The sequence below is a fragment of the Pseudomonas sp. GW821-FHT07G10 genome, assembly GCF_059418545.1.
Window position 1 is genome coordinate 1 of sequence record NZ_JBWKQB010000004.1, and the last position, 23,325, is coordinate 23,325.

Genomic DNA, 23,325 nt, shown 5'->3' on the forward strand with positions numbered 1-23,325 from the left:
GACTCGTCACAGCGCCTTGGCTCTGGGCCGCCGGCATCCGAATTTGAGCTAACGAACTAGCCACACAGGCCACTAGGCCTTGGATCTTCATAGCTCTTTAGATCCAATCGCGGGCAAGTCGGATCTGCCACCGAAAATCCCGGCTAATTACTCGGCCTGCTGATACTCATCAATCACTTCCTGCGCCGCACGAAACGCATCGATTGCGGCCGGCACACCGGCATACACCGCACAGTGCAGCAGCGCTTCGCGAATCTCTTCTACGGTGCAGCCGTTGTTCAGTGCGCCGCGTACGTGGCCTTTGAGTTCCTGCGGGCATTTGAGCGCGGTGAGGGCGGCGAGGGTAATCAGGCTGCGGGTTTTCAGCGGCAAACCTTCGCGGTTCCAGACACCGCCCCAGGCATGTTCATTGACGAAGTCCTGCAACGGTTGGGTGAACTCGGTGGCATTGCCCAGCGCGCGGTCGACGAAGGCGTCGCCCATCACCTGGCGACGTATTTCGACACCTGCTGCTTTTGAAGGCGTAGGCTTGTTGTCGGTCATAGCGATTCCCTCTTGTGTTGGCGGCGCCAGGCGCTCAGTGACGTGAACAGCAGAAATGCCACCAGCGCCGGCAGGACGAAAAACAGCATCAAGTGTTCCAGCTTGCCGGCCAGCGGCATGCCAGTGGTGAACGACACCACGTGTAGTCCGTAAGCCAGATACAAGCTCAGAAACAGCACACCCTCGGCGCGGGTAATCCGGTAGCCCGAATAGAACACCGGCAAGCACAGCACGGCGACCCCGAGCATTACCGGCAGGTCGAAATCCAGCGCATTGGGCGACACAGATAAAGGTGTTGGCGCCACCAGCGCGGTGACGCCCAACACCCCCAGCAGGTTGAACAGGTTGCTGCCGATCACATTGCCCACGGCGATATCGCGTTGACCGCGCAAGGCGGCGATCAGTGAGGTGGCAAGCTCCGGCAGCGAGGTGCTGACTGCAATGATGGTCAGCCCGATGATTCGCTCCGATAACCCAAGCTCGGTAGCGACCTTGACTGCCGCATCGAGCAGCAGATGGCCGGCATACGCCAGCAGGGCCAACCCGCCCAGCATCATCACCAGGCTGCTGAACCAGGGGGCGCGAATCCTGGACGTTCCATTGTCGTGGTTGTGTTGAGGGCGAGCAGCACGCCGCGACTGGCGCAGCAACAGCCCGAGATACAGAATCAGTGCCATCAGCAGCACCGCCCCATCCAGTGGTGTCAGCTCTTCGTTGTGGGCCAGTACGAATACCAGCAGGCTGGCGCCGATCATCAACGGAATGTCCAGCCGCACCAGTTGCCGGGAAACCCGCAGTGGAATGATCAGTGCCGAGAGGCCAAGGGTGACCAGGACGTTGAAGATGTTGCTGCCGATCACGCTGCCGACGGCGATGTCGGTGTTTTCCGATAAGGTTGCTTGCAGGCTCACGGCCATCTGTGGGGCACTGCTGCCGAAGGCGACGATGGTCAGGCCGATGATCAGTGGGCGGACTTTCAGCCGGGTCGCCAGGCGTACGGCGGCGCGGACCAGCAGTTCGGCGCCGGCGATCAACAGTACCAGACCACAGAGCAACTGGATCACGCTGAGCAGCGGTAAATCGGCTAATCCGAATATGGTCAGGGCTCCGCGGCTCAGTTGTTCAGGGCTTGCACGCGAACCCGCGTGGTGCCACTGCGCAGCATCCCCAATTGTGCGGCAGCATCTCGTGACAAGTCGATCAAGCGGCCGCGTACATGCGGCCCGCGGTCGTTGATGCGTACCACCACGGTCTTGTCGTTGTTCAGATTGGTGACTTTCACTCGTGTGCCGAACGGCAGTTGGCGATGAGCGGCGGTCAGGGCGTGCTGGTTGAAGGGTTCGCCACTGGCGGTACGTTTGCCATGATGCTTGGCACCGTAATAGGACGCGCCGCCCGTTTCGTCATAACCGCGTGGATCGATGTCATGGCTGGCACAACCGGCCAGCAGAGAGAGCAGGGCGCAAGCGCTAAACAGACGCTTCATAGGGGACTCCCGAAGTTGATCGTTCGCCGATCGTTCCCACGCTCCTGCGTGGGAATGCCTCACTGGACGCTCCGCGTCCGCTGTTGTGACGCAGAGCGTCACGGGCTGCATTTCCACGCAGAGCGTGGGAACGATCACTGTGGTCAGCCTTCGAGCTTGCTTTTCAGCAGTTCGTTGACTTGTTGCGGGTTGGCCTTGCCTTTCGATGCTTTCATCGCCTGACCGACGAAGAAGCCGAACATCTTGCCGCGTTTGGCTTCATCAGCCGCGCGGTATTGTTCGACCTGTTCGGCGTTGGCCGCGAGCATCTCGTCGAGCACTTTGGAGATTTCGCCGGTGTCGGTCACTTGCTTCAGACCACGCTTGTCGATGATCTCGTCAGCGCTGCCTTCGCCGTTGGCCATGCCTTCAAAGACCATCTTGGCGATCTTGCCGGAGATGGTGTTGTCCTTGATGCGCAGCAACATACCACCCAACTGCTCGGCTGAAACCGGCGCTTCGTCGATTTCCAGACCTTGTTTGTTCAACAGGCTGCCCAGCTCGACCATGACCCAGTTGGCTGCCAGCTTGGCGTCGCCGCCGATGCTCACGACTTTCTCGAAGTAATCCGCTTGCTCACGGCTCGAAGCCAGCACGCTGGCGTCGTAGACCGACAGCCCGAACTGCTCCTGGAAGCGCTCGCGTTTCTGCGGTGGCAATTCCGGCAAGGTGGCGCGGATGTCGGTGAGGAACGAGTCCTCGATGACCACCGGCAACAGGTCCGGATCGGGGAAGTAACGGTAGTCGTTGGCTTCCTCTTTGCTGCGCATGGCGCGGGTTTCGTCTTTGTTCGGATCGTACAGGCGGGTCTGCTGAATGACCTTGCCGCCATCTTCGATCAACTCGATCTGGCGACGCACTTCGGTGTTGATCGCCTTCTCGATGAAGCGGAACGAGTTGACGTTCTTGATCTCGCAGCGCGTGCCGAATTCAACCTGGCCTTTGGGGCGGACCGACACGTTGCAGTCGCAACGCAGCGAGCCTTCGGCCATGTTGCCGTCGCAGATGCCCAGGTAACGCACCAGTGCGTGGATTGCCTTGACGTAAGCCACTGCTTCCTTGGCGCTACGCATGTCCGGCTCGGAGACGATCTCCAGCAGCGGCGTGCCAGCGCGGTTCAGGTCGATGCCGGTGGCGCCGCTGAACTCTTCATGCAGGCTCTTGCCGGCGTCTTCTTCCAAATGCGCGCGGGTGATGCCGACGCGTTTGACCGTGCCGTCTTCCAGCGGGATGTCCAAATGGCCTTTTCCGACGATCGGCAACTCCATCTGGCTGATCTGGTAGCCCTTGGGCAAATCCGGGTAGAAGTAGTTTTTGCGGGCGAACACGTTGTGCTGGCCGATGTGTGCATCGATCGCCAGGCCGAACATCACCGCCATGCGCACCGCTTCCTGGTTCAGCACCGGCAAGACGCCGGGCATGCCCAGGTCTACCAGGCTGGCCTGGGTATTCGGCTCGGAGCCAAACGTGGTGGCGCTACCGGAGAAAATCTTCGATTGGGTGGCGAGCTGGGTATGAATCTCCAGCCCGATCACGACTTCCCATTGCATGTGTTTCTCCTCAGAAGCCTGTCGGGGTGCGGGTGTGCCAGTCAGTGTTGAGCTGATACTGGTGGGCGACGTTCAACAGACGGCCTTCCTGGAAGTACGGGGCGAGCAATTGCACGCCGACCGGCAGACCATCGACGAAACCGGCTGGCATGGACAAGCCCGGCAGGCCCGCAAGGTTGGCGGTGATGGTGTAGACGTCTTCCAGGTACGCAGCGACCGGGTCGCTGTTCTTGGCGCCGAGTTTCCAGGCCGGGTTCGGCGTGGTTGGGCCGAGGATGATATCGACCTCATTAAAGGCAGCCATGAAATCGTTCTTGATCAGGCGACGAATCTTTTGCGCCTTCAGGTAGTAGGCGTCGTAATAACCGGCCGACAGCGCGTAGGCGCCGACCATGATCCGGCGCTGCACTTCCGGGCCGAAACCTTCACCGCGCGAACGTTTGTAAAGGTCGGTCAGGTCTTTCGGGTCTTCGCAGCGATAGCCGAAACGCACACCGTCAAAACGCGACAGGTTGGAGGACGCCTCTGCTGGAGCGATCACGTAGTACGCAGGGATCGCGTGCTGCATGTTCGGCAGGCTGATTTCCTTGACCACCGCGCCGAGCTTTTCCAGCTCCTTGACGCTGTTGTGGATCAGTTCGGCGATGCGTGGATCGAGACCGGCGCTGAAGTACTCCTTCGGTACGCCGATGCGCAGGCCCTTGAGCGAACCGTTGAGGCTGGCGCTGTAATCCGGCACGGGCTCGTCGATGCTGGTTGAGTCCTGCGGATCGAAACCGGCCATGCCTTGCAGCAGGATCGCGCAGTCTTCAGCGGTACGCGCCAACGGACCGCCCTGATCGAGGCTGGAGGCGTAAGCGATCATGCCCCAGCGCGAAACACGACCGTAGGTCGGTTTCAGGCCGGTGAGGTTGGTCAGTGCTGCCGGCTGTCGGATCGATCCACCGGTGTCGGTGCCGGTCGCCGCAGGCAACAGACGAGCGGCAACCGCCGCCGCTGAACCGCCGGACGAACCGCCTGGAACGTGTTCCAGGTTCCACGGGTTTTTCACTGCGCCGTAGTAGCTCGATTCGTTGGCCGAGCCCATGGCGAATTCGTCCATGTTGGTCTTGCCCAGCGTGACGGCGCCGGCGGCAGCCAGTTTGGCGACCACGGTGGCGTCATACGGCGCCTTGAAGTTGTCGAGCATCTTCGAGCCGCAGCTGGTGCGAATGCCCTGGGTGCAGAACAGGTCTTTGTGAGCGATCGGCGCGCCGAGCAGGGCACCGCTCTCACCGTTGGCCCGGCGTGCGTCAGCGGCTTTCGCCTGCTGGAGCGCCAGCTCCTCGGTGAGGCTGATGAAGCTGTTGAGCTGCGGGTCGAGGCGGGCGATACGCGCCAGCAGAACCTTGGTCAGCTCTTCGGAGGAAAACTTTTTGTCGGCGAGTCCGCGGGCGATCTCGGCCAGAGTCAATTGATGCATTGCAGGCTCTTTCCCTTTAGTCGATGACTTTCGGAACCAGATACAGGCCGTTTTCGACCGCTGGTGCGATGGACTGATAGGCCTCGCGGTGATTGGACTCAGTCACGACATCTGCGCGCAGGCGTTGGCTGGCTTCCAGTGGATGGGCCAGAGGCTCGATATCGTCGGTATTCACAGCCTGCATTTCATCGACCAGGCCGAGAATACTGTTCAGGGCGGAAGTAATATGTGGAAGATCGGCTTCATTGAGGCCAAGACAGGCCAGATGAGCGATTTTTTCCACGTCGGAGCGTTCAAGCGCCATGGGATTCTCCAGTGGAAAACAGAACGGATGCTATCCGTGTGTTAGATTGTCGGAACACTACCGCATTTCTACGGTCATAAGGCCGCGATTGTGGGGCTTGGTGCACAGAAAAGCGGCCAATTTAACATATTGGCGCCTTGCCCAAAATCCCTGTCGTTGTTAGAGTTTGCCGCACTTTTTTACCCACGCGTTGCCTAGGGTCCCTTCCCCATGTTCAAGAAACTGCGTGGCATGTTTTCCAGCGATCTTTCAATTGACCTGGGCACTGCCAACACCCTTATTTACGTGCGTGAGCGCGGTATCGTCCTGAATGAACCATCGGTTGTGGCCATTCGGACGCACGGTAATCAGAAAAGTGTCGTTGCCGTCGGCACTGAAGCCAAGCGCATGCTCGGCCGTACACCCGGCAACATTGCTGCCATTCGTCCGATGAAGGACGGCGTGATCGCCGACTTCAGCGTCTGCGAAAAAATGCTGCAGTACTTTATCAACAAGGTTCACGAAAACAGCTTTCTGCAGCCTAGCCCCCGTGTGCTGATCTGCGTTCCATGCAAATCCACCCAGGTTGAGCGTCGCGCCATCCGTGAATCGGCTCTGGGTGCCGGTGCCCGTGAAGTGTTCCTGATCGAAGAACCAATGGCTGCTGCCATTGGTGCCGGTCTGCCAGTTGAAGAAGCCCGCGGCTCGATGGTCGTCGATATCGGTGGTGGTACCACTGAAATTGCGCTGATCTCCCTCAATGGTGTGGTTTACGCTGAATCCGTACGGGTTGGCGGCGACCGCTTCGACGAAGCGATCATCACCTATGTGCGTCGTAACTACGGCAGCCTGATCGGTGAGTCCACCGCTGAGCGCATCAAACAGGAAATCGGTACGGCCTACCCGGGCGGCGAAGTCCGTGAAGTCGATGTTCGCGGTCGTAACCTGGCTGAAGGCGTTCCACGCGCATTTACCCTGAACTCCAATGAAGTGCTGGAAGCTCTGCAAGAGTCCCTGGCAACCATCGTTCAGGCCGTGAAGAGCGCTCTGGAGCAATCGCCTCCGGAACTGGCTTCCGATATCGCCGAGCGTGGTCTGGTGCTGACCGGTGGTGGCGCCTTGCTGCGTGACCTGGACAAGTTGCTGGCCCAGGAAACCGGTCTGCCGGTAATCGTTGCCGAAGACCCGCTGACTTGCGTTGCTCGCGGCGGTGGCCGTGCATTGGAAATGATGGATAAGCACACGATGGATCTGCTTTCCAGCGAGTAATTTCGCGGGATGCATCTATGCTGTTCCGCTCTCAGGCAGCACTTTGCAGTGCTGCCTGTTGGCGTTCATCTTCTGTCAATCTGCTCCAGGCCGGTTTGATGCCGTATGAATAACGAGAACATTTGCCTGGGAGGAGCGGCTTATTAAACCGCTTTTCGCCAAAGGCCCCTCATTGGGCGTGCGCGTGTTGGTGCTGGTCGTGCTATCGGTCGCGCTGATGGTGGTCGATGCCCGCTTCACACTGCTCAAGCCGGTGCGTAGCCAGATGTCGCTGGTGCTGATGCAGTCTTACTGGATCACCGACCTGCCACAGCGGCTATTGCAAGGTGTTGCCAGTCAATTTGGCAGCCGTACCGAGCTGGTCGCCGAAAACGAAAAACTCAAGACCGAAAACCTGCTGTTGCAGGGCCGCATGCAAAAACTGGCGGCCTTGACCGAGCAGAACGTTCGGCTGCGCGAGTTGCTCAATTCTTCCGCGCTGGTCAACGAAAAGGTCGAGGTGGCCGAGTTGATCGGCATGGACCCCAATCCGTTCACCCATCGCATCATCATCAATAAAGGTGAGCGTGACGGTGTGGTCCTCGGCCAGCCGGTGCTCGATGCCCGTGGGTTGATGGGCCAGGTGGTCGAGTTGATGCCGTATACCTCCCGTGTGCTGCTGTTGACTGACACGACCCACAGTATCCCGGTCCAGGTGAACCGTAACGGTCTGCGCGCCATCGCCAGCGGTACCGGCAATCCGGAGCGCCTGGAGTTGCGCCATGTGGCGGATACCGCAGACATCAAGGAAGGCGACCTGTTGGTCAGCTCCGGCCTCGGACAGCGATTCCCGGCGGGCTACCCGGTGGCGACGGTCAAGGAAGTGATTCATGACTCCGGCCAGCCATTCGCGATCGTTCGGGCAGTTCCAACCGCAGCGCTGAACCGTAGTCGTTATTTGTTGCTGGTGTTCAGCGATAACCGTACCGCCGAAGAGCGAGCCAACGACGCCGCACAGGCTCAGGAAGCGCAAGATCGGCAAAACGGTACCGCCCCGATAATTCCGGCAACCGTTCCCAAACCTGTCACGCCGCCAGTGCCAGCTGTAGCTCCGGCTGTTGCAACGCCAGCGTCTGCTGCCGTGCCAGCCAAACCGGTTGCCCATACCCGTGCGCATCCCGTCAAACCGGCTACCCCGGCAGCGGCGAAGCCACCTGCTGCGGCTCCGGCGGCCACCACTCGGGAGAGGCAGTAATGGCAGGTATTCATTCGCGCAATGGCTGGATGGTCTGGCTGACCTTTGCCATTGGCTTGTTACTCAGCGTTTCGCCGTTGCCGCAGTTCATGGAAATTCTCCGGCCACTGTGGCTGGCGTTGCTGTTGGCGTTCTGGACTCTGGCGCTGCCGCACAAGGTCGGCATGGTCACTGCCTGGTGTCTCGGTCTGGCAGAAGACGTGCTGTACGGTACGTTACTCGGGCAGAACGCCTTGATTCTGACCTTGATCACTTTCCTGGTGCTGTCATTGCAGCAGCGTTTGCGCATGTTCCCGATGTGGCAGCAAAGTCTGGTGATACTGGTGATCTTCGGCCTGGCCCAGCTGGTTCAGCTGTGGCTGAGTGCTTTGACCGGTAACCGCCAGCCGACTCTGGCGCTGGTATTGCCAGCATTGGTCAGTGCTTTACTCTGGCCGTGGGTCAGCTTCGGTTTGCGTGGATTGAGTCGGCGCTACAAAATCAATTGATCCGGTCAGGCTTAGGGTCAGTTGACGCTTGGTGGCGGTTCGCCACCAAGCGTCAACTGACCCTACCCACACCTCGACAGGGAGATGTCTTGATGTATCCGCTTTATCTGGCCTCTGGCTCACCACGTCGACGTGAACTGCTGACGCAGATCGGCGTGCCTTTTACCGCTATCAGCGCGGACATCGATGAAACCCCTCTGATTGACGAATCTCCGGCGGCCTATGTCGAGCGTCTGGCTCGCGGCAAGGCTGAAGCCGGGCACGGGTTGCTTGCGGTCAGCGAATCCGACGCGCCGATTTGTGTGCTGGGTGCAGATACCGCCGTGGTACTTGACGGGCACATTCTCGGTAAGCCGGTTGATGAAGCAGATGCTCTGGCCATGCTCATGGCCCTGTCCGACCGCGAACATGAAGTGCTGACTGCGATAGCCGTGCTCGACGGTCAACGTTGTGAGTCGCGCGTGGTTCGCAGTCTGGTGCGGTTTCGGCCGATCAGTGGCGAAGAAGCAGCGGCCTATTGGGCCAGTGGCGAGCCGCAGGACAAGGCCGGCGGTTATGGGATTCAGGGGCTGGGTGCGGTGTTTGTCGCAGGGCTCAATGGCAGTTATTCAGCGGTCGTTGGCCTGCCGGTGTGCGAAACCGCAGAACTACTCGGCCATTTCGGCATACCCTGTTGGCAAAACCTTACAGTGCGCTAAGCGCCGTACCTGACTGACGCGGCCATTATCGTGAATACGCTTGAGCGAGACCCTGCCATGAGTGAAGAGATTCTGATCAACATCACGCCGATGGAATCGCGCGTGGCGGTGGTTGAAAACGGTGTATTGCAAGAGGTTCATGTCGAGCGCACCCAGAAGCGCGGGATCGTCGGCAACATCTATAAAGGCAAGGTGGTCCGGGTTCTGCCAGGTATGCAGGCGGCGTTCGTCGATATCGGTCTGGACCGCGCGGCATTTATTCACGCTTCGGAAATCTCCATGCGTGAAGGCCCGGCGGTGGAAAGCATCGGCGCCCTGGTCCATGAAGGGCAAAGCCTTGTCGTGCAAGTCACCAAGGATCCAATCGGTTCCAAGGGCGCGCGCTTGACCACTCAGTTGTCTATTCCGTCGCGTTATCTGGTGTACATGCCGCGCACCGCCCACGTCGGCATTTCCCTGAAGATCGAAGACGAAGCCGAGCGCGAGCGGCTCAAGCAGGTGGTCAGCGACTGCGTGGCGAAGGAAGGTATCAAGGAAGCCGGTGGCTTCATCCTGCGTACGGCCGCTGAAGGCGCCGGGGCCGATGAGATCCTGATGGACATCCGCTACCTGCGAAGACTGTGGGACCAGATCGCGGAGCAGATCAAGACCATCAGTGCGCCGAGCGTCATTTATGAAGACCTGGGCCTGGCCTTGCGCACCTTGCGCGATCTGGTCAGCCCGAAGATTGAGAAAATTCGCATCGATTCCCGGGAAACCTTCCAGAAAACCACTCAGTTCGTCGCCGAACTGATGCCGGAAATCGCTGACCGCCTTGAGCACTATCCCGGCGAGCGGCCGATTTTTGATCTGTACGGTGTCGAAGACGAGATCCAGAAGGCCCTGGAGCGCAAAGTGCCGCTCAAGTCCGGCGGCTATCTGGTGGTCGATCCGGCGGAAGCCATGAGCACCATCGACGTCAACACCGGGGCTTTTGTCGGCCATCGCAACCTTGAAGAGACAATCTTCAAGACCAACCTCGAGGCCGCGACGGCGATTGCCCGTCAACTGCGCCTGCGCAATCTCGGCGGAATTATCATCATCGACTTCATCGACATGGAGGACGAGGAGCACCAGCGCCAGGTGTTGCGCACGCTGGAAAAGCAGCTGGAGCGTGATCACGCCAAGACCAACATTATCGGTATTACCGAATTGGGCCTGGTGCAGATGACCCGCAAGCGTACCCGCGAAAGTCTTGAGCAGGTGCTGTGCGAACCGTGCAGCAGTTGTCAGGGCCGCGGCAAGTTGAAGACTCCGGAAACGGTTTGCTATGAAATTTTCCGCGAGATCCTGCGCGAGGCTCGGGCTTACGAGGCTGTGGGCTATAGAGTGCTGGCCAATCAAAAAGTAGTTGATCGGTTGCTTGACGAAGAGTCGGGGAACGTTGCGGAGCTGGAAGGGTTTATCGGACGGACTATCCGTTTCCAGGTCGAAACCATGTACTCCCAGGAACAATATGACGTGGTGCTGCTCTGAATCGGCGTGCTGTACTTTTATTGGAAGCGGCTGGATTGAGCGTTTTGCATGACTACCGCCATGGGGGCCACCTGACATGGAGCGTCTGATACGCTTTTTTGTTGCTCTGACTCGCTGGGGGCTGGGACTTTGCGCCTTGATGTTGGTGTTGACTGCGCTATACGTCAGCCTTGGTCGCGAACTCATTCCGCTGGTCGCCGAGTATCGAGGTGATGTCGAGGCCAAGGCCCGCGAAGCGACGGATATGCCATTGAGCATTGGCAGCCTCGAAGGCAGCTGGAGCGGTCTGGCGCCGATTCTGCTGGCCCGCGATGTGGTGGTCAGTAAGGGTGCCAATGGGTTGCGCCTGGATCATGTGCGGGTAGTGCCGGATGTCTGGGCCAGTCTGCTGGCTCGCGAGGTCCGTATCGCCCATCTCGAACTCAACGGCCTGAAACTGAGCCTGAAGGAAGACCAGAACGGCCATTGGGCACTTGAAGGGTTGCCGGTTCAGCAGGGTCAACCCGTCGATCCCGAGCAACTGCTCAATCGCATGCAAATGGTTGTTCAGCTGTCGGTGCTGGACAGCCAGGTCACTTTGCAGCCGTTCAATGAAACCCCACTGACCCTGGCGAATGTCGGCCTGAACCTTAAAACCGGTCTGACCCGCCAGCGTCTCGATGCTCGCTTGACCCTGCCCGACGGCCAGCCCATGGCTCTGAGCTTGCGCACTCGTGTGCGTGCCAGCCACTGGCGAGATGCTGAGACGGATGCTTACCTGAGCCTGCCGCAAAGCGATTGGGCGCGCTGGCTGCCTGCGCGGTTGACCCAACAATGGAAGTTTTCCGAGCTCAAGGCCGGTGGCGAGCTTTGGCTGAGCTGGGCTGAGGGTACTGTGCAAAGCGCTGTGGCCCGCCTCAATGCCCCGCAAGTCAAAGGCGCCTACACCGGGCGAAAGCCGCTGACGATTCAGAATCTGGCGCTCAACGCCTGGTTCCAGCGTGGCGACGAAGGCTTCAGCGTACTTCTCGATTCGTTGGCCATGAACCTCGGCGAAACCCGTTGGGAGTCGCATGTGCAGCTTCAGCAGTTCGCCGCCACAGACAAAGCCGAAGAACGCTGGCGTGTCCAGGCTGATCGCCTTGATCTGACGCCGATCACACCTGTGCTGGATGCCTTGGTACCGGTGCCGGACAATGTCGAAGTGGTGATCGACAACCTCAAAGTCACTGGCGCCCTGCGCAATGTGCTGGTCGATTATCGCCCACAGGCAACCGACGACCAGCGTTTGAGTTTCGCCGCCAACCTGGAGCGGGTTGGCTTCAACGCTTATCACGGCGCTCCGGCGGCACGTAATGTGAGCGGTAGCATCAGCGGCGACCTTGGACAGGGCGAGCTGCGTATGGACAGCAAGGATTTTTCCCTGCACCTGGACCCGATCTTCGCCAAGCCATGGCAGTACATCCAGGCCAATGCGCGGCTGACCTGGAAGCTCGACAAAGAAGGCTTCACCCTGATCGCGCCGTACCTGAAAGTGCTGGGCGAGGAGGGCAAGATCGCCGGCGATTTCCTGATCCGTCTGCATTTCGATCATACCCAGGAAGACTACATGGACCTGCGGGTCGGTCTTGTCGAGGGCGACGGTCGTTACACCGCCAAGTATCTGCCGGCAGTCCTCAGTCCGGCTCTGGATGAGTGGTTGCGTACGGCAATTCTCAAGGGCGCGGTGGATGAAGGCTTCTTCCAGTACCAAGGCTCGCTGAACCACGGTGCCATCGACAACGCGCGCAGTATCAGCCTGTTCTTCAAGGTTCACGACGCTGAACTGGCGTTCCAGCCGGGTTGGCCGCACGTCGGCAAGGTCAGCGGTGATGTGTTTATCGAAGACAGCGGCGTACGAATTCTGGCAAGCAAAGGCCAGTTGCTCGACACCCAGGTTCGCGACATCTACGTCAATATTCCCCATGTACCCGCCGGACAAACCAGCCGCCTGTTTCTCGACGGCGAGTTTGCGGGTGGCCTGGGCGACGGTTTGAAGATTCTGCAGGAAGCGCCGATCGGCACCGACTCGATTTTTGCCGGTTGGCAGGGGGAAGGTGACTTGCAGGGCAAGTTGAAACTGGATATTCCGCTGGCCAAAGGCGAGTTGCCGAAAATCCTGGTGGACTTCAAGACCGCCAAGGCTCGGCTGAAGCTGAGCGAACCCGAACTTGAACTGAGCCAGCTCAAGGGTGATTTCCGCTTTGACAGCAGCAAGGGTTTGAGCGGGCAGGGCATTACAGCGCAAGCTTTCGATCGGCCGATTACCGCGCAGATTTTTGCCGATGGCAAAGCGGGCAGCCTCAACACCCGCGTCGTTACCAAGGGTCAGGTGACGGTGAAGAAACTCACCGAGTGGCTGAAAGTCAGCCAGCCGTTGCCGGTTTCCGGCGACATTCCTTATCAGTTGCAACTGACGCTCAACGGCGCGGACAGCCAGCTCATGGTCAACTCCAGCCTTAAGGGCGTCGCGGTGGATCTGCCTGCACCTTTCGGCATGCCGGCCAGTGAAGGCCGCGACACCGTGTTTCGGATGACCCTGCAAGGGCCTGAGCGGCGTTATTGGGTCAACTACGGCGACCTCGCCAACTTCACCTTCGCAGCGCCCAGCGGCGGCATTGCCGATGGGCGCGGCGAGCTGTTTCTGGGCGCCGACAATGCAGTGTTGCCGGATGTTAAAGGCTTGCGTGTGCGCGGTGTGCTGTCGGAGCTGGATATCGAGCCCTGGAAAGCCTTGGTCGATCGCTATGCCGGCCAGGCCCCCGGCGACAGCGCCAGGCAACTGTTAAGCAGTGCCGACGTCCAGGTGAGCAAGCTCATCGGGTTTGGCAGCACACTCGATAAGGTCTCGCTGCAGTTGAATCGCAAACAGGCCTCTTGGGCTTTGCAGATCGATAGCCAACAGGCCAAAGGCAGTGTCGGCATCCCCGACGCCAAGGCCGCTGCGGTGGCAATCGATCTGCAATATGTGCGTTTGCCGGCCATAGATCCCACCGTTCAGGCCGACGAAAATTCGCCGGACCCGCTGGCGTCAGTCGATCCCGGGAACATCCCGGCGCTGGATATCTCCATCGTCCAGTTGTTCCAGGGTAATGATCTGATTGGCGGCTGGTCGCTCAAGGTACGCCCTACCGCCAAAGGTATTGCACTCAACAGTCTGGATCTGGGCCTCAAGGGCATGGTGTTGCAGGGCACAGGCGGCTGGGAAGGCCCGCCAGGGGCCAGCAGCAGTTGGTACAAGGGGCGTCTGGGCGGCAAGAATCTTGCGGATGTGCTGAAGGGCTGGGGCTTTGCCCCTACCGTGACCAGTGAAGATTTTCATATGGATGTGGACGGTCGTTGGCCCGGCTCTCCGGCCTGGGTCGGACTCAAGCGCTTCTCCGGAAGCCTCGATGCAACGTTGCGAAAAGGTCAGTTCGTTGAAGTAGAGGGCGGTGCACAGGCCTTGCGGGTGTTCGGCTTGCTTAACTTCAACTCGATTGGTCGACGTCTGCGTCTGGATTTCTCTGACCTGTTCGGGAAAGGCTTGAGTTACGACCGGGTAAAAGGCCTGCTGGTGGCCAGTAACGGGGTGTACGTTACCCGTGAACCGATCATCCTGACCGGACCGTCGAGCAATCTGGAACTCAATGGCACGCTGGACCTGGTTGCCGATCAGGTCGATGCCAAGCTGTTGGTGACGTTGCCGGTGACCAACAACCTGCCGATCGCCGCGTTGATCGTCGGTGCGCCGGCGATTGGCGGGGCATTGTTCCTGATCGACAAGCTTATCGGTGATAGCGTGTCCCGTTTCGCCAGTGTGAAATACGACGTCAAAGGCCCGTGGAAAGAACCGAAAATCACCTTCGATAAACCCTTTTGAAAAACCACGCCTGGGGCTATGGGAGTAGCATGACTCCATGCGTTTTTGTAGCAGTTGCCGCCAGGCTACGTCCGGCTGCGAAGCGGCCGTAAAGTCTGACACTGCGATTCTTCTGGTTAACCGCGTACGCCGCAGACGCAGGCTTCGCCAGCTGCTACACAGGGTTTTGCAGATTCTGCACCGGGCGTGCAGAACCAACCGAAAAAGGATACGCCATGTCTCTTGCGGTGATTCAAATGGTCAGCCAGAGCGATGTTCTGGCCAATCTGGTCCAGGCCCGGCGCTTGCTGGAGCAAGCAGCGGCTGGCGGTGCCCGGCTGGCGGTGCTGCCGGAAAACTTCGCTGCCATGGGCCGCCGTGATATTGCCGACATTGGTCGTGCCGAAGCCTTGGGCAGCGGTCCGATCCTGCCCTGGTTGAAACAGACCGCTCGCGACCTCAAGTTATGGATAGTGGCCGGCACATTGCCGTTGCCGCCCCAGGATCAACCCGACGGCAAGGTCAATGCCTGCTCCTTGTTGATCGACGAACACGGTGAGGCGGTGGCGCGTTACGACAAGCTGCATTTGTTCGATGTGGATGTGGCCGACAATCGCGGTCGTTATCGTGAGTCGGATGACTATGCTCATGGAGACACGGTAGTGGTTGCGGACACGCCAGTCGGCCGAGTGGGCCTGACGGTGTGCTACGACTTGCGTTTCCCGGAGTTGTACAGTGAGTTACGCGCAGCCGGTGCCGAGTTGATCACCGCGCCCTCCGCATTTACCGCAGTGACCGGTGCGGCTCATTGGGAGGTGCTGATCCGCGCACGGGCAATCGAGACCCAGTGTTATGTGCTGGCAGCTGCCCAGGGTGGGATTCACCCGGGACCGCGAGAAACCTTTGGCCATGCAGCGATTATCGACCCTTGGGGGCGTGTGCTGGCCGAGCAGGATCAGGGCGAGGCTGTGCTGCTGGCCGAACGCGATAGCAGCGAACAGGCGTCCATCAGGGCGCGGATGCCGGTGGCCAGCCATCGGCGCTTTTTCTCGCAGGGCGCACAGCGACCTGCCTCAGAACGATGAATTTAAGGCGCAAAGCATATGAGCGAGTTGTTGTCCTCAGTCAGTGAACACCTTTTAGCGCCGGGTGGCGTGACCATTGAAAGCCTGCAAGCAGTGCTCGGCGATCTGGCCGGGCCGGGCATCGATGCCGCCGACCTGTATTTCCAGGGACAGATTTCCGAGTCCTGGGCGCTGGAAGACGGCATCGTCAAGGAAGGTAGCTTCAACCTTGACCAAGGCGTCGGTGTGCGTGCGCAGTCGGGCGAGAAGACCGGTTTTGCTTACAGCAATGCCATTACTCTCGAAGCCCTGGGCCTGGCCGCCCGTGCTGCCCGTTCGATTTCCCGTGCCGGGCAGAATGGCACCGTGCAGGCGTTCAGTACCCAGGATGTCGCCCGACTGTATGCGCCGGATAACCCTCTGGAAGTCATCAGCCGTGCCGAGAAGGTCGAGCTGCTCAAGCGCGTCGATGCCGCGACCCGGGCGCTGGACCCGCGCATCCAACAAGTCACCGTGAGCATGGCCGGGGTCTGGGAGCGGATTCTGGTCGCATCCACCGACGGCGGTCTGGCGGCAGACGTGCGTCCCTTGGTGCGATTCAATGTCAGCGTCATCGTCGAACAGAATGGTCGCCGCGAACGCGGTGGTCACGGCGGTGGCGGTCGTACCGATTACCGTTACTTCCTTGGCGAGGACCGCGCCATGGGTTATGCCCGTGAAGCGTTGCGCCAGGCGCTGGTCAATCTCGAGGCGATTGCGGCACCGGCCGGTACGTTGCCGGTGGTCCTCGGTTCCGGTTGGTCGGGTGTGCTGTTGCATGAAGCGGTAGGTCATGGCCTGGAAGGTGACTTCAACCGTAAAGGCAGTTCGGCTTACAGCGGCCGCATGGGCGAAATGGTTGCTTCCAGGCTCTGCACCATCGTCGACGATGGCACTTTGGCCGGTCGCCGCGGTTCCTTGAGCGTCGACGACGAAGGCACTCCGACCGAGTGCACTACTCTGATCGAAAACGGTGTGCTCAAAGGTTATATGCAGGACAAGCTCAATGCCCGCCTGATGGGCATGGCCCGCACTGGCAACGGTCGTCGTGAGTCATATGCGCACTTGCCAATGCCGCGGATGACCAACACTTACATGCTCGCTGGTGAAAGCGATCCGGCCGAAATCATCGCCTCGGTGAAGAGGGGTATCTACTGCGCCAATCTCGGCGGCGGTCAGGTGGACATCACCAGCGGCAAATTCGTGTTCTCCACCAGCGAGGCCTATCTGATCGAAGACGGCAAGATCACCGCGCCGGTCAAAGGTGCGACGTTGATCGGTAACGGGCCGGAAGCCATGAGCAAAGTGTCGATGGTCGGTAACGACCTGGCGCTGGACAGCGGGGTAGGGACGTGCGGTAAGGATGGGCAGTCGGTGCCGGTGGGTGTCGGCCAGCCAACCTTGAAGATCGACGCGATCACCGTGGGTGGCACGGGCGCTTGAGCTTGAGAGGGAGCCTTGGGTGGGTGAACCGCAAAGCGGTACAACCCACCCGGGGTCGAAGACTAACGCAGACCGCGTTGTGTCTCGTCCAGCTCACGGATGTACTTGAAGATTTTTCGGCTGGCAGCAGGTGGCTTGCTTTGCGCAAGCTCATGCTGGGCCTGACGGATCAGGGAGCGCAGTTGCTGGCGATCCGCGTCCGGGTAGTCGATGACGAACTTCTCCAGGACACCGTCATCGCCCGCGATCAAGCGATCGCGCCAGCGTTCCAGACCGTGGAAACGTTCGTTGTACTGCCGAGTGGAGGCGTCGAGTTGATCAAGCAACACCAGAATGGCGTCAGTGTCCTGATCGCGCATCAGTTTGCCGATGAACAGAATGTGCCGTTTACGCGCGATATTCGCGGTGTGCTTGGGCGCTTCAGCCAAAGCCCGGCGCAAGGCGTCGGTCAATGGCAGTTTTGCCAGCAAGTCAGGCTTGAGTGTTGTAAGGCGCTCGCCAAGATCAACCAGAGCATGCAGCTCGCGTTTGACCTGGGATTTGCTTTTTTCTCCCCCGTCGAGGGAGTCGTCGTAAGAATCAACCATGGTGGCAGTCCGCAAAGAAACGCCGCCATGATAACCAGTCGGGGGCCGCTTGTCCGGCCCGGTCGCTCGAAGGCCCCAGCCGAACGCAGAATTTGAGTGGAGAAAACCATGAGTGCAGTTGAAAGCGTCGGTCCACAAGCCTTGCCGGCACTGCAAGAACAAGTCGAGCAGATCATCGCCGAGGCCAAGCGCCAGGGCGCCAGCGCCTGTGAAGTCGCGGTTTCTCTGGAGCAGGGTCTGTCGACCACGGTCCGCCAGCGGGAAGTCGAAACCGTTGAGTTCAACCGTGACCAGGGCTTTGGCATCACCTTGTATGTTGGCCAGCGCAAAGGTTCGGCCAGCACCTCGGCCAGCGGTCCGGAGGCGATTCGCGAAACCGTCGCCGCCGCCCTGGCCATCGCCAAACACACCTCGGAAGATGAAAGCTCAGGTTTGGCCGATGCAGCCTTGATGGCCAAGGATCTGCCGGACTTCGACCTGTTCCACGCCTGGGACATCACTCCGGAGCAAGCCATTGAGCAGGCACTGGCCTGTGAAGCGGCGGCGTTTGCCACCGACAGCCGAATCAAGAACGCCGATGGCACATCCCTGAGCACCCATCAGGGTTGCCGTGTGTATGGCAACAGTCACGGATTTATCGGCGGTTACGCGTCGACCCGTCACAGCCTGAGCTGCGTGATGATTGCCGAAGCCGATGGCCAGATGCAGCGCGATTACTGGTATGACGTGAATCGCCAGGGCGAACTGCTCGCTGATCCGGTCAGCATCGGCCAGCGTGCTGCGCAACGGGCGGCCAGTCGTCTGGGCGCGCGTCCGGTTCCAACCTGCGAAGTGCCGGTGCTGTTTTCCGCGGAACTGGCTGGCGGTTTGTTCGGCAGTTTTCTCGGGGCGATCTCCGGCGGCAATCTGTACCGAAAATCGTCGTTCCTCGAAGGTACGTTGGGCCAACGGCTGTTCCCTGAATGGCTGACCCTGGATGAACGGCCACACCTGATGCGTGGCCTGGGCAGTTCGGCCTTCGATGGCGACGGTCTGGCAACTTACGCCAAACCTTTCGTCGAGAACGGTCATTTGGTTTCTTACGTGCTGGGCACGTACTCCGGTCGCAAACTGGGCATGCCGAGCACCGCCAACGCTGGTGGCGTGCATAACCTGTTCGTTAGCCATGGCGATGAAGACCAGGCTGCGTTGCTGCGGCGCATGGGGCGCGGGCTGCTGGTCACCGAATTGATGGGTCAGGGCTTGAACATGGTGACTGGCGACTATTCCCGTGGTGCCTCGGGTTTCTGGGTGGAAAACGGCGAGATTCAGTTCGCCGTGCAAGAAGTGACCATCGCCGGCAACATGCGTGACATGTTCCAGCAGATCATCGCCGTTGGTAATGACCTGGAATTGCGCAGCAATATTCGTACGGGGTCAGTGCTGATCGAGCGGATGACAGTGGCCGGTAGCTAAACGACCGCAGCTTCAAGCGAAGGCGCGTCACCCAATGGGAGGCGCGCCTTTTTTTGTAGGAGCATCCGGTGATTGCTCCGCGGATCTGGCAATTTGTATTTGCCATCATTGCTCACAACATCCCGGAAGGCATGGCGGTCGGCGTGTCTGCCGGCGGTGGGATGCCCGACGCCGACAGTCTGGCCATGGGCATCGCTTTACAGGATGTGCCGGAAGGTTTGGTGATCGCTTTGGTATTAGCCGGGGCAGGGATGTCGCGGGTCAAGGCGTTCCTGGTCGGCGCGGCTTCAGGTTTGGTTAAGCCGGTCTTCGCGTTGTTGTGTGCCTGGCTGGTGAGTCTGGCCGAGTTGCTCTTGCCACTGGGGTTGGCGTTGGCTGCAGGCGCGATGCTGCTGGTGGTGACTCACGAGGTGATCCCGGAGTCACGGTGCAATGGCCACGACAAGCTGGCCAGCCTGGGGCTGTGTATCGGGTTCTGTCTGATGATGGTCATGGATACCGCGCTTGCGTAGGCGCCGCCGAAGGCTCGGGCCGCCGAGCTTTTATTCGCCTTCGTCGAAGAAGTTATTGATCAGCGCAACCAGCGCATTCAGCGCTTCCTGTTCTTGTTCGCCTTCAGTGCACAGATGGATTTTGGTGCCTTTACCGGCAGCGAGCATCATCATGGCCATGATGCTTTTGCCATCGACCATGGATTCAGGGGTACGTCCGGCTTTTATCTGGCAGGGATATTGACCTGCTACGCCGACAAACTTGGCAGATGCTCGGGCATGTAAACCCAGCTTGTTGATGATTTCAATTTCCAGAGCGGGCATCGCGGTGTGAATCCTTTAGCTTAGGTCGCGGTGGCGAACCTGGACGTTCTTCAGGGACTTTTGTAGAGCCTGGCCCAGACGTTCGGTCAGGTAGACGGAGCGGTGATGCCCGCCGGTGCAGCCAATGGCAATGGTGACGTAGGCGCGGTTGCTGGCGGCAAAGCGGGGCAGCCATTTCAGCAGATACGCAGAGATATCCTGGAACATTTCTTCGACATCCGGCTGAGCAGCCAGATACTCGGCAACCGGCTGGTCCAGCCCGGACTGATCGCGCAACTCCGGTTTCCAGTATGGATTGGGTAGGCAGCGCACATCGAATACCAGGTCAGCATCGACCGGCATTCCGCGTTTGAAGCCGAAAGATTCGACCAGGAACGCCGTGCCCGGCTCCGGCTGGTTCAGCAGGCGAAGTTTGATGGTATCGCGCAGTTGATACAGGTTCAGATGGGTGGTGTTGAGCTTCAGATCAGCGAGGTCGGCAATCGGCCCAAGCAGGTTGGTTTCATCATCAATGGCTTCGGCGAGCGATCGATTGGCGGTGCTCAGGGGGTGGCGTCGACGGGTTTCCGAGAATCGCTTGAGCAGGGTTTCCTCGTCGGCGTCCAGATACAGCACGTCGCATTGGATGTGCCGGCTGCGCACTTCTTCCAAAAGCTCCGGGAAGCGCGACAGATGGCTGGGCAAGTTACGGGCGTCGATGGAAACCGCAACCAGCGGTTGCGCCAGTTCAGTGTGAATCAACGCACGTTCGGCCAATTCCGGAAGCAGGCCGGCCGGCAGGTTGTCGATGCAGTAGTAACCGTTGTCCTCCAATACATCGAGGGCGGTGCTTTTACCGGAGCCGGATCGGCCGCTGACAATGATCAAGCGCATGATTAATGACCGTTCTGCTCGTCCAGGACAACCTGGTACAGGGCTTCATTAGTTGCGGCGCTGCGAAGTTTTTCGCGCACTTCCTTGCGATCAAGCATGCTGGCAATTTGCCGAAGCAGTTCCAGATGCGCATCGGTAGCGGCTTGCGGGACCAGCAGGACAAACAGCAGGTCGACCGGAGCACCATCGATGGCGTCGAAATCTATGGGGGCGTCCAGGTGCATCAAGGCACTGATGGGCGATTCGCAGCCTTTGAGGCGGCAGTGGGGAATGGCGATGCCGTTGCCAAAACCGGTTGAACCAAGTTTTTCACGGGCTATCAGACTCTCGAAGACATCTTGCATCTCCAGACCCGGCACTTCGCGGCTGATCAGGTTGGCAATTTGCTCGAGGGCGCGCTTTTTACTGCCGCCCGGCACGTTCACCAAAGAACGGCCGGGGGTCAGGATGTTTTCAAGTCGAATCATGGGTTGGGAGTGTTAACGACCTGTTGCGCCCTGGAGGAGGCTCTGGGTCTTTTCCTTGTGCTTTTTGAGTTGGCGATCCAGCTTGTCGGTGAGTGCGTCGATTGCCGCGTACATGTCGTCATGCTCGGCGTTGGCGACCACTTCATTGCCGGGGATATGCAAGGTAGCTTCAATTTTCTGCTTCAGCTTTTCGACGGTCATCGTGACTTGCACATTGGTGATCTTGTCGAAATGCCTTTCCAATCGTTCGAGTTTTTCGCCGATGTAGATGCGCAGGGGTTCGGTCACTTCCAGTTGGTGTCCACTGATGTTGACTTGCATACAGCTTCTCCTTCGTTGCCAGTGCATAAAGCGGCAGGCAGAAATGCCTGCCACTGGAACGCTGTGGCGTGGCCCGTTACATCAAACGCTTACGTTCGCTCGAAGGCGCGATCCCAAGGGATTCGCGGTATTTGGCGACGGTGCGACGGGCTACCTGAATGCCTTGTGCCTCCAGTAAACCAGCGATCTTGCTGTCACTCAACGGCTTTTTCTGATTTTCCGCTGCAACCAGTTTTTTGATGATCGCGCGGATCGCTGTAGACGAGCATTCACCGCCTTCAGAGGTGCTTACGTGGCTGGAGAAAAAATATTTCAGTTCGTAGATGCCGCGCGGGGTATGCATGAATTTCTGGGTGGTGACCCGGGAAATTGTCGATTCGTGCATGCCGACCGCTTCGGCGATGTCATGCAGCACCAGTGGTTTCATCGCCTCGTCGCCGTACTCGAGAAAGCCCCGTTGATGCTCGACGATCTGGGTGGCGACTTTCATCAGGGTTTCGTTGCGGCTTTGCAGGCTTTTGATGAACCAGCGCGCTTCCTGCAACTGGTTGCGCATGAAGGTGTTGTCGGCGCTGGTGTCGGCCCGGCGCACGAAACCGGCGTACTGCGGGTTGACCCGCAGGCGCGGCACGGATTCCTGATTCAACTCCACCAGCCAGCGTTCGTTGTCCTTGCGTACGATGACGTCGGGGACGACGTACTCGGCTTCGCTGGATTCGATTTGAGAACCTGGGCGCGGGTTGAGGCTTTGCACCAGCTCGATGATCTGCCGCAGTTCGTCCTCTTTGAGCTTCATACGGCGCATCAGCTGGCTGTAGTCACGGCTGCCAAGCAGGTCGATGAAGTCGGTGACCAGGCGTTTAGCCTCGGTCAGCCAAGGTGTTTTGGCTGGCATTTGACGCAGCTGCAGCAACAGGCATTCGCTGAGGTTGCGCGCACCGATACCGGCGGGTTCGAATTGCTGGATGCGGTGCAGGACGGCTTCAATCTCGTCCAGTTCGACGTCCAGTTCCGGGTCGAAGGCTTCGAGGATTTCCTCAAGAGTTTCGTCCAGGTAGCCCTGATTGTTGATGCAATCGATCAGGGTAACGGCGATCAGGCGATCAGTATCGGACATCGGTGCCAGGTTCAGTTGCCAGAGCAAATGACTCTGCAGGCTCTCACCGGCCGATGTGCGGGTGGTGAAGTCCCACTCGTCGTCATCGTTGCTCGGCAGGCTGCTGGCACTGGTCTGGTAAACATCTTCCCAGGCGGTGTCGACAGGTAATTCGTTGGGGATGCGCTCGTTCCAGTCGCCTTCCTCGAGGTTATCCACCGTCGGGGCGGTTTCCTGGTAAGAGGGTTCCTGAACATCGGTATTGGCTTTCTGCTCGACGTTGTCGGCCAGAGGGTCGGTGTTATCGAAGTCGTCGCCTTCTTCCTGGCGTTCGAGCATCGGATTGGACTCCAGTGCCTCCTGAATTTCCTGTTGCAGGTCCAGGGTCGACAATTGGAGCAGGCGGATGGCCTGTTGCAGCTGCGGTGTCATCGTCAGCTGCTGGCCCATTCTCAAGACTAGCGATGGTTTCATGGCAGGGGCTTAACACCTTATTTGCCGGCGCACATGCGCCATCCACTACAGGGCGCCGAAGCGCCAAACATAAGCAAATTATATGCCTGAAACTGAAGTGTTTGCCTAGAGCGCGGTAACAATAAAAATTTACAGGATCTTATTGCTACTGGCGCTCTGACTATTGGCTGAACACCTGAGGGCGCGTGTTTGCCTAAAGCGCGGTAACAATAAAATTTATAGGGTTTTATTGATAGCGGCGCTCTGACGACTTGCCCAACACCTC

The 23,325-nt window shown here is 59.2% G+C and carries 21 protein-coding genes and 1 pseudogene; 10 read left to right on the forward strand and 12 right to left on the reverse strand.

All coding sequences use genetic code 11. The features are described 5' to 3' along the window. Nucleotides 1-147: 147 nt before the first annotated feature. From AC07O1_RS07535 to gatC, 6 genes are all read right to left on the reverse strand, one after another. Nucleotides 148-543: a carboxymuconolactone decarboxylase family protein gene (locus tag AC07O1_RS07535; RefSeq protein ID WP_495088399.1), complete on the reverse strand. Its 396-nt coding sequence runs from the start codon at nucleotides 541-543 to the stop codon at nucleotides 148-150. Continuing rightward, nucleotides 540-1,607 (reverse strand): calcium/sodium antiporter, encoded by a 1,068-nt coding sequence (locus tag AC07O1_RS07540; protein WP_495088400.1) that lies wholly within the window; start codon nucleotides 1,605-1,607, stop codon nucleotides 540-542. The genes AC07O1_RS07535 and AC07O1_RS07540 overlap by 4 nt, the downstream gene beginning before the upstream one ends. Nucleotides 1,608-1,657: 50 nt before the next feature. Then, the gene (locus AC07O1_RS07545) at nucleotides 1,658-2,029 is read right to left on the reverse strand and encodes a septal ring lytic transglycosylase RlpA family protein (RefSeq protein WP_494995201.1); all 372 of its coding nucleotides are present in this window, start codon (nucleotides 2,027-2,029) and stop codon (nucleotides 1,658-1,660) included. A 143-nt stretch (nucleotides 2,030-2,172) separates the two neighbouring features. Continuing rightward, a complete protein-coding gene (gene gatB / locus AC07O1_RS07550; RefSeq protein ID WP_494995200.1) occupies nucleotides 2,173-3,618 on the reverse strand; it encodes an Asp-tRNA(Asn)/Glu-tRNA(Gln) amidotransferase subunit GatB in 1,446 nt (481 codons plus the stop codon). 10 nt (nucleotides 3,619-3,628) lie between these two features. Beyond that, nucleotides 3,629-5,080: an Asp-tRNA(Asn)/Glu-tRNA(Gln) amidotransferase subunit GatA gene (gene gatA / locus AC07O1_RS07555; RefSeq protein WP_495088401.1), complete on the reverse strand. Its 1,452-nt coding sequence runs from the start codon at nucleotides 5,078-5,080 to the stop codon at nucleotides 3,629-3,631. Between the two features lie 16 nt (nucleotides 5,081-5,096). Continuing rightward, nucleotides 5,097-5,384 carry an Asp-tRNA(Asn)/Glu-tRNA(Gln) amidotransferase subunit GatC gene (gene gatC / locus AC07O1_RS07560; RefSeq protein WP_495088402.1) on the reverse strand — a complete coding sequence of 96 codons (288 nt, stop codon included), beginning with the start codon at nucleotides 5,382-5,384 and terminating at the stop codon, nucleotides 5,097-5,099. A gap of 210 nt (nucleotides 5,385-5,594) precedes the next feature. Between gatC and mreB the strand changes: the two genes are divergently transcribed. The 8 genes from mreB to tldD all read left to right on the forward strand — a co-directional run bounded on the left by mreB (nucleotide 5,595) and on the right by tldD (nucleotide 16,972). After that, complete coding sequence (gene mreB / locus AC07O1_RS07565) at nucleotides 5,595-6,632, forward strand: rod shape-determining protein MreB (RefSeq protein WP_002555108.1); 1,038 nt, start codon at nucleotides 5,595-5,597, stop codon at nucleotides 6,630-6,632. 142 nt (nucleotides 6,633-6,774) lie between these two features. Then, nucleotides 6,775-7,866 (forward strand): rod shape-determining protein MreC, encoded by a 1,092-nt coding sequence (mreC, locus tag AC07O1_RS07570; protein ID WP_494995216.1) that lies wholly within the window; start codon nucleotides 6,775-6,777, stop codon nucleotides 7,864-7,866. After that, nucleotides 7,866-8,354, forward strand: coding sequence for a rod shape-determining protein MreD (gene mreD / locus AC07O1_RS07575; RefSeq protein WP_494995198.1), 489 nt, complete (start codon nucleotides 7,866-7,868; stop codon nucleotides 8,352-8,354). The genes mreC and mreD overlap by 1 nt, the downstream gene beginning before the upstream one ends. A 92-nt stretch (nucleotides 8,355-8,446) precedes the next feature. After that, nucleotides 8,447-9,052, forward strand: a complete 606-nt coding sequence (locus tag AC07O1_RS07580) for a Maf family protein (protein WP_495088403.1) — start codon at nucleotides 8,447-8,449, stop codon at nucleotides 9,050-9,052. A gap of 57 nt (nucleotides 9,053-9,109) precedes the next feature. Next, nucleotides 9,110-10,567, forward strand: coding sequence for a ribonuclease G (gene rng / locus AC07O1_RS07585; protein ID WP_494995196.1), 1,458 nt, complete (start codon nucleotides 9,110-9,112; stop codon nucleotides 10,565-10,567). A gap of 76 nt (nucleotides 10,568-10,643) precedes the next feature. Continuing rightward, the gene (locus tag AC07O1_RS07590) at nucleotides 10,644-14,447 is read left to right on the forward strand and encodes a YhdP family protein (protein WP_495088404.1); all 3,804 of its coding nucleotides are present in this window, start codon (nucleotides 10,644-10,646) and stop codon (nucleotides 14,445-14,447) included. Between the two features lie 215 nt (nucleotides 14,448-14,662). Next, the gene (locus AC07O1_RS07595) at nucleotides 14,663-15,511 is read left to right on the forward strand and encodes a carbon-nitrogen hydrolase family protein (protein WP_495088405.1); all 849 of its coding nucleotides are present in this window, start codon (nucleotides 14,663-14,665) and stop codon (nucleotides 15,509-15,511) included. 18 nt (nucleotides 15,512-15,529) lie between these two features. Further along, nucleotides 15,530-16,972 (forward strand): metalloprotease TldD, encoded by a 1,443-nt coding sequence (gene tldD / locus AC07O1_RS07600; RefSeq protein ID WP_494995193.1) that lies wholly within the window; start codon nucleotides 15,530-15,532, stop codon nucleotides 16,970-16,972. A gap of 62 nt (nucleotides 16,973-17,034) precedes the next feature. Here tldD and yjgA read toward each other — a convergent pair whose 3' ends face one another. After that, on the reverse strand, nucleotides 17,035-17,559 hold the full coding sequence (yjgA, locus tag AC07O1_RS07605) for a ribosome biogenesis factor YjgA (RefSeq protein ID WP_494995192.1): 525 nt from the start codon (nucleotides 17,557-17,559) through the stop codon (nucleotides 17,035-17,037). A 108-nt stretch (nucleotides 17,560-17,667) separates the two neighbouring features. On the opposite strand from yjgA, the gene pmbA reads away from it, so the two are divergent. Both pmbA and AC07O1_RS07615 read left to right on the forward strand, forming a co-directional pair. Then, on the forward strand, nucleotides 17,668-19,014 hold the full coding sequence (gene pmbA / locus AC07O1_RS07610) for a metalloprotease PmbA (protein WP_495010237.1): 1,347 nt from the start codon (nucleotides 17,668-17,670) through the stop codon (nucleotides 19,012-19,014). 59 nt (nucleotides 19,015-19,073) lie between these two features. After that, nucleotides 19,074-19,526 (forward strand): annotated as a pseudogene (locus tag AC07O1_RS07615) (ZIP family metal transporter); the annotation flags it as partial. A gap of 30 nt (nucleotides 19,527-19,556) precedes the next feature. On the opposite strand, the gene AC07O1_RS07620 reads toward AC07O1_RS07615, so the two are convergent. From AC07O1_RS07620 to AC07O1_RS07640, 5 genes are all read right to left on the reverse strand, one after another. After that, nucleotides 19,557-19,829 carry an HPr family phosphocarrier protein gene (locus tag AC07O1_RS07620; RefSeq protein WP_494995190.1) on the reverse strand — a complete coding sequence of 91 codons (273 nt, stop codon included), beginning with the start codon at nucleotides 19,827-19,829 and terminating at the stop codon, nucleotides 19,557-19,559. 15 nt (nucleotides 19,830-19,844) lie between these two features. Then, the gene (rapZ, locus tag AC07O1_RS07625) at nucleotides 19,845-20,702 is read right to left on the reverse strand and encodes an RNase adapter RapZ (protein ID WP_494995189.1); all 858 of its coding nucleotides are present in this window, start codon (nucleotides 20,700-20,702) and stop codon (nucleotides 19,845-19,847) included. 2 nt (nucleotides 20,703-20,704) lie between these two features. After that, on the reverse strand, nucleotides 20,705-21,169 hold the full coding sequence (ptsN, locus tag AC07O1_RS07630; RefSeq protein ID WP_495088406.1) for a PTS IIA-like nitrogen regulatory protein PtsN: 465 nt from the start codon (nucleotides 21,167-21,169) through the stop codon (nucleotides 20,705-20,707). Between the two features lie 12 nt (nucleotides 21,170-21,181). Continuing rightward, nucleotides 21,182-21,490, reverse strand: coding sequence for a ribosome hibernation-promoting factor, HPF/YfiA family (gene hpf, locus AC07O1_RS07635; RefSeq protein WP_494995187.1), 309 nt, complete (start codon nucleotides 21,488-21,490; stop codon nucleotides 21,182-21,184). Nucleotides 21,491-21,566: 76 nt separating this feature from the next. Beyond that, nucleotides 21,567-23,060 carry an RNA polymerase factor sigma-54 gene (locus AC07O1_RS07640; RefSeq protein WP_495088407.1) on the reverse strand — a complete coding sequence of 498 codons (1,494 nt, stop codon included), beginning with the start codon at nucleotides 23,058-23,060 and terminating at the stop codon, nucleotides 21,567-21,569. Nucleotides 23,061-23,325 lie beyond the last annotated feature (265 nt).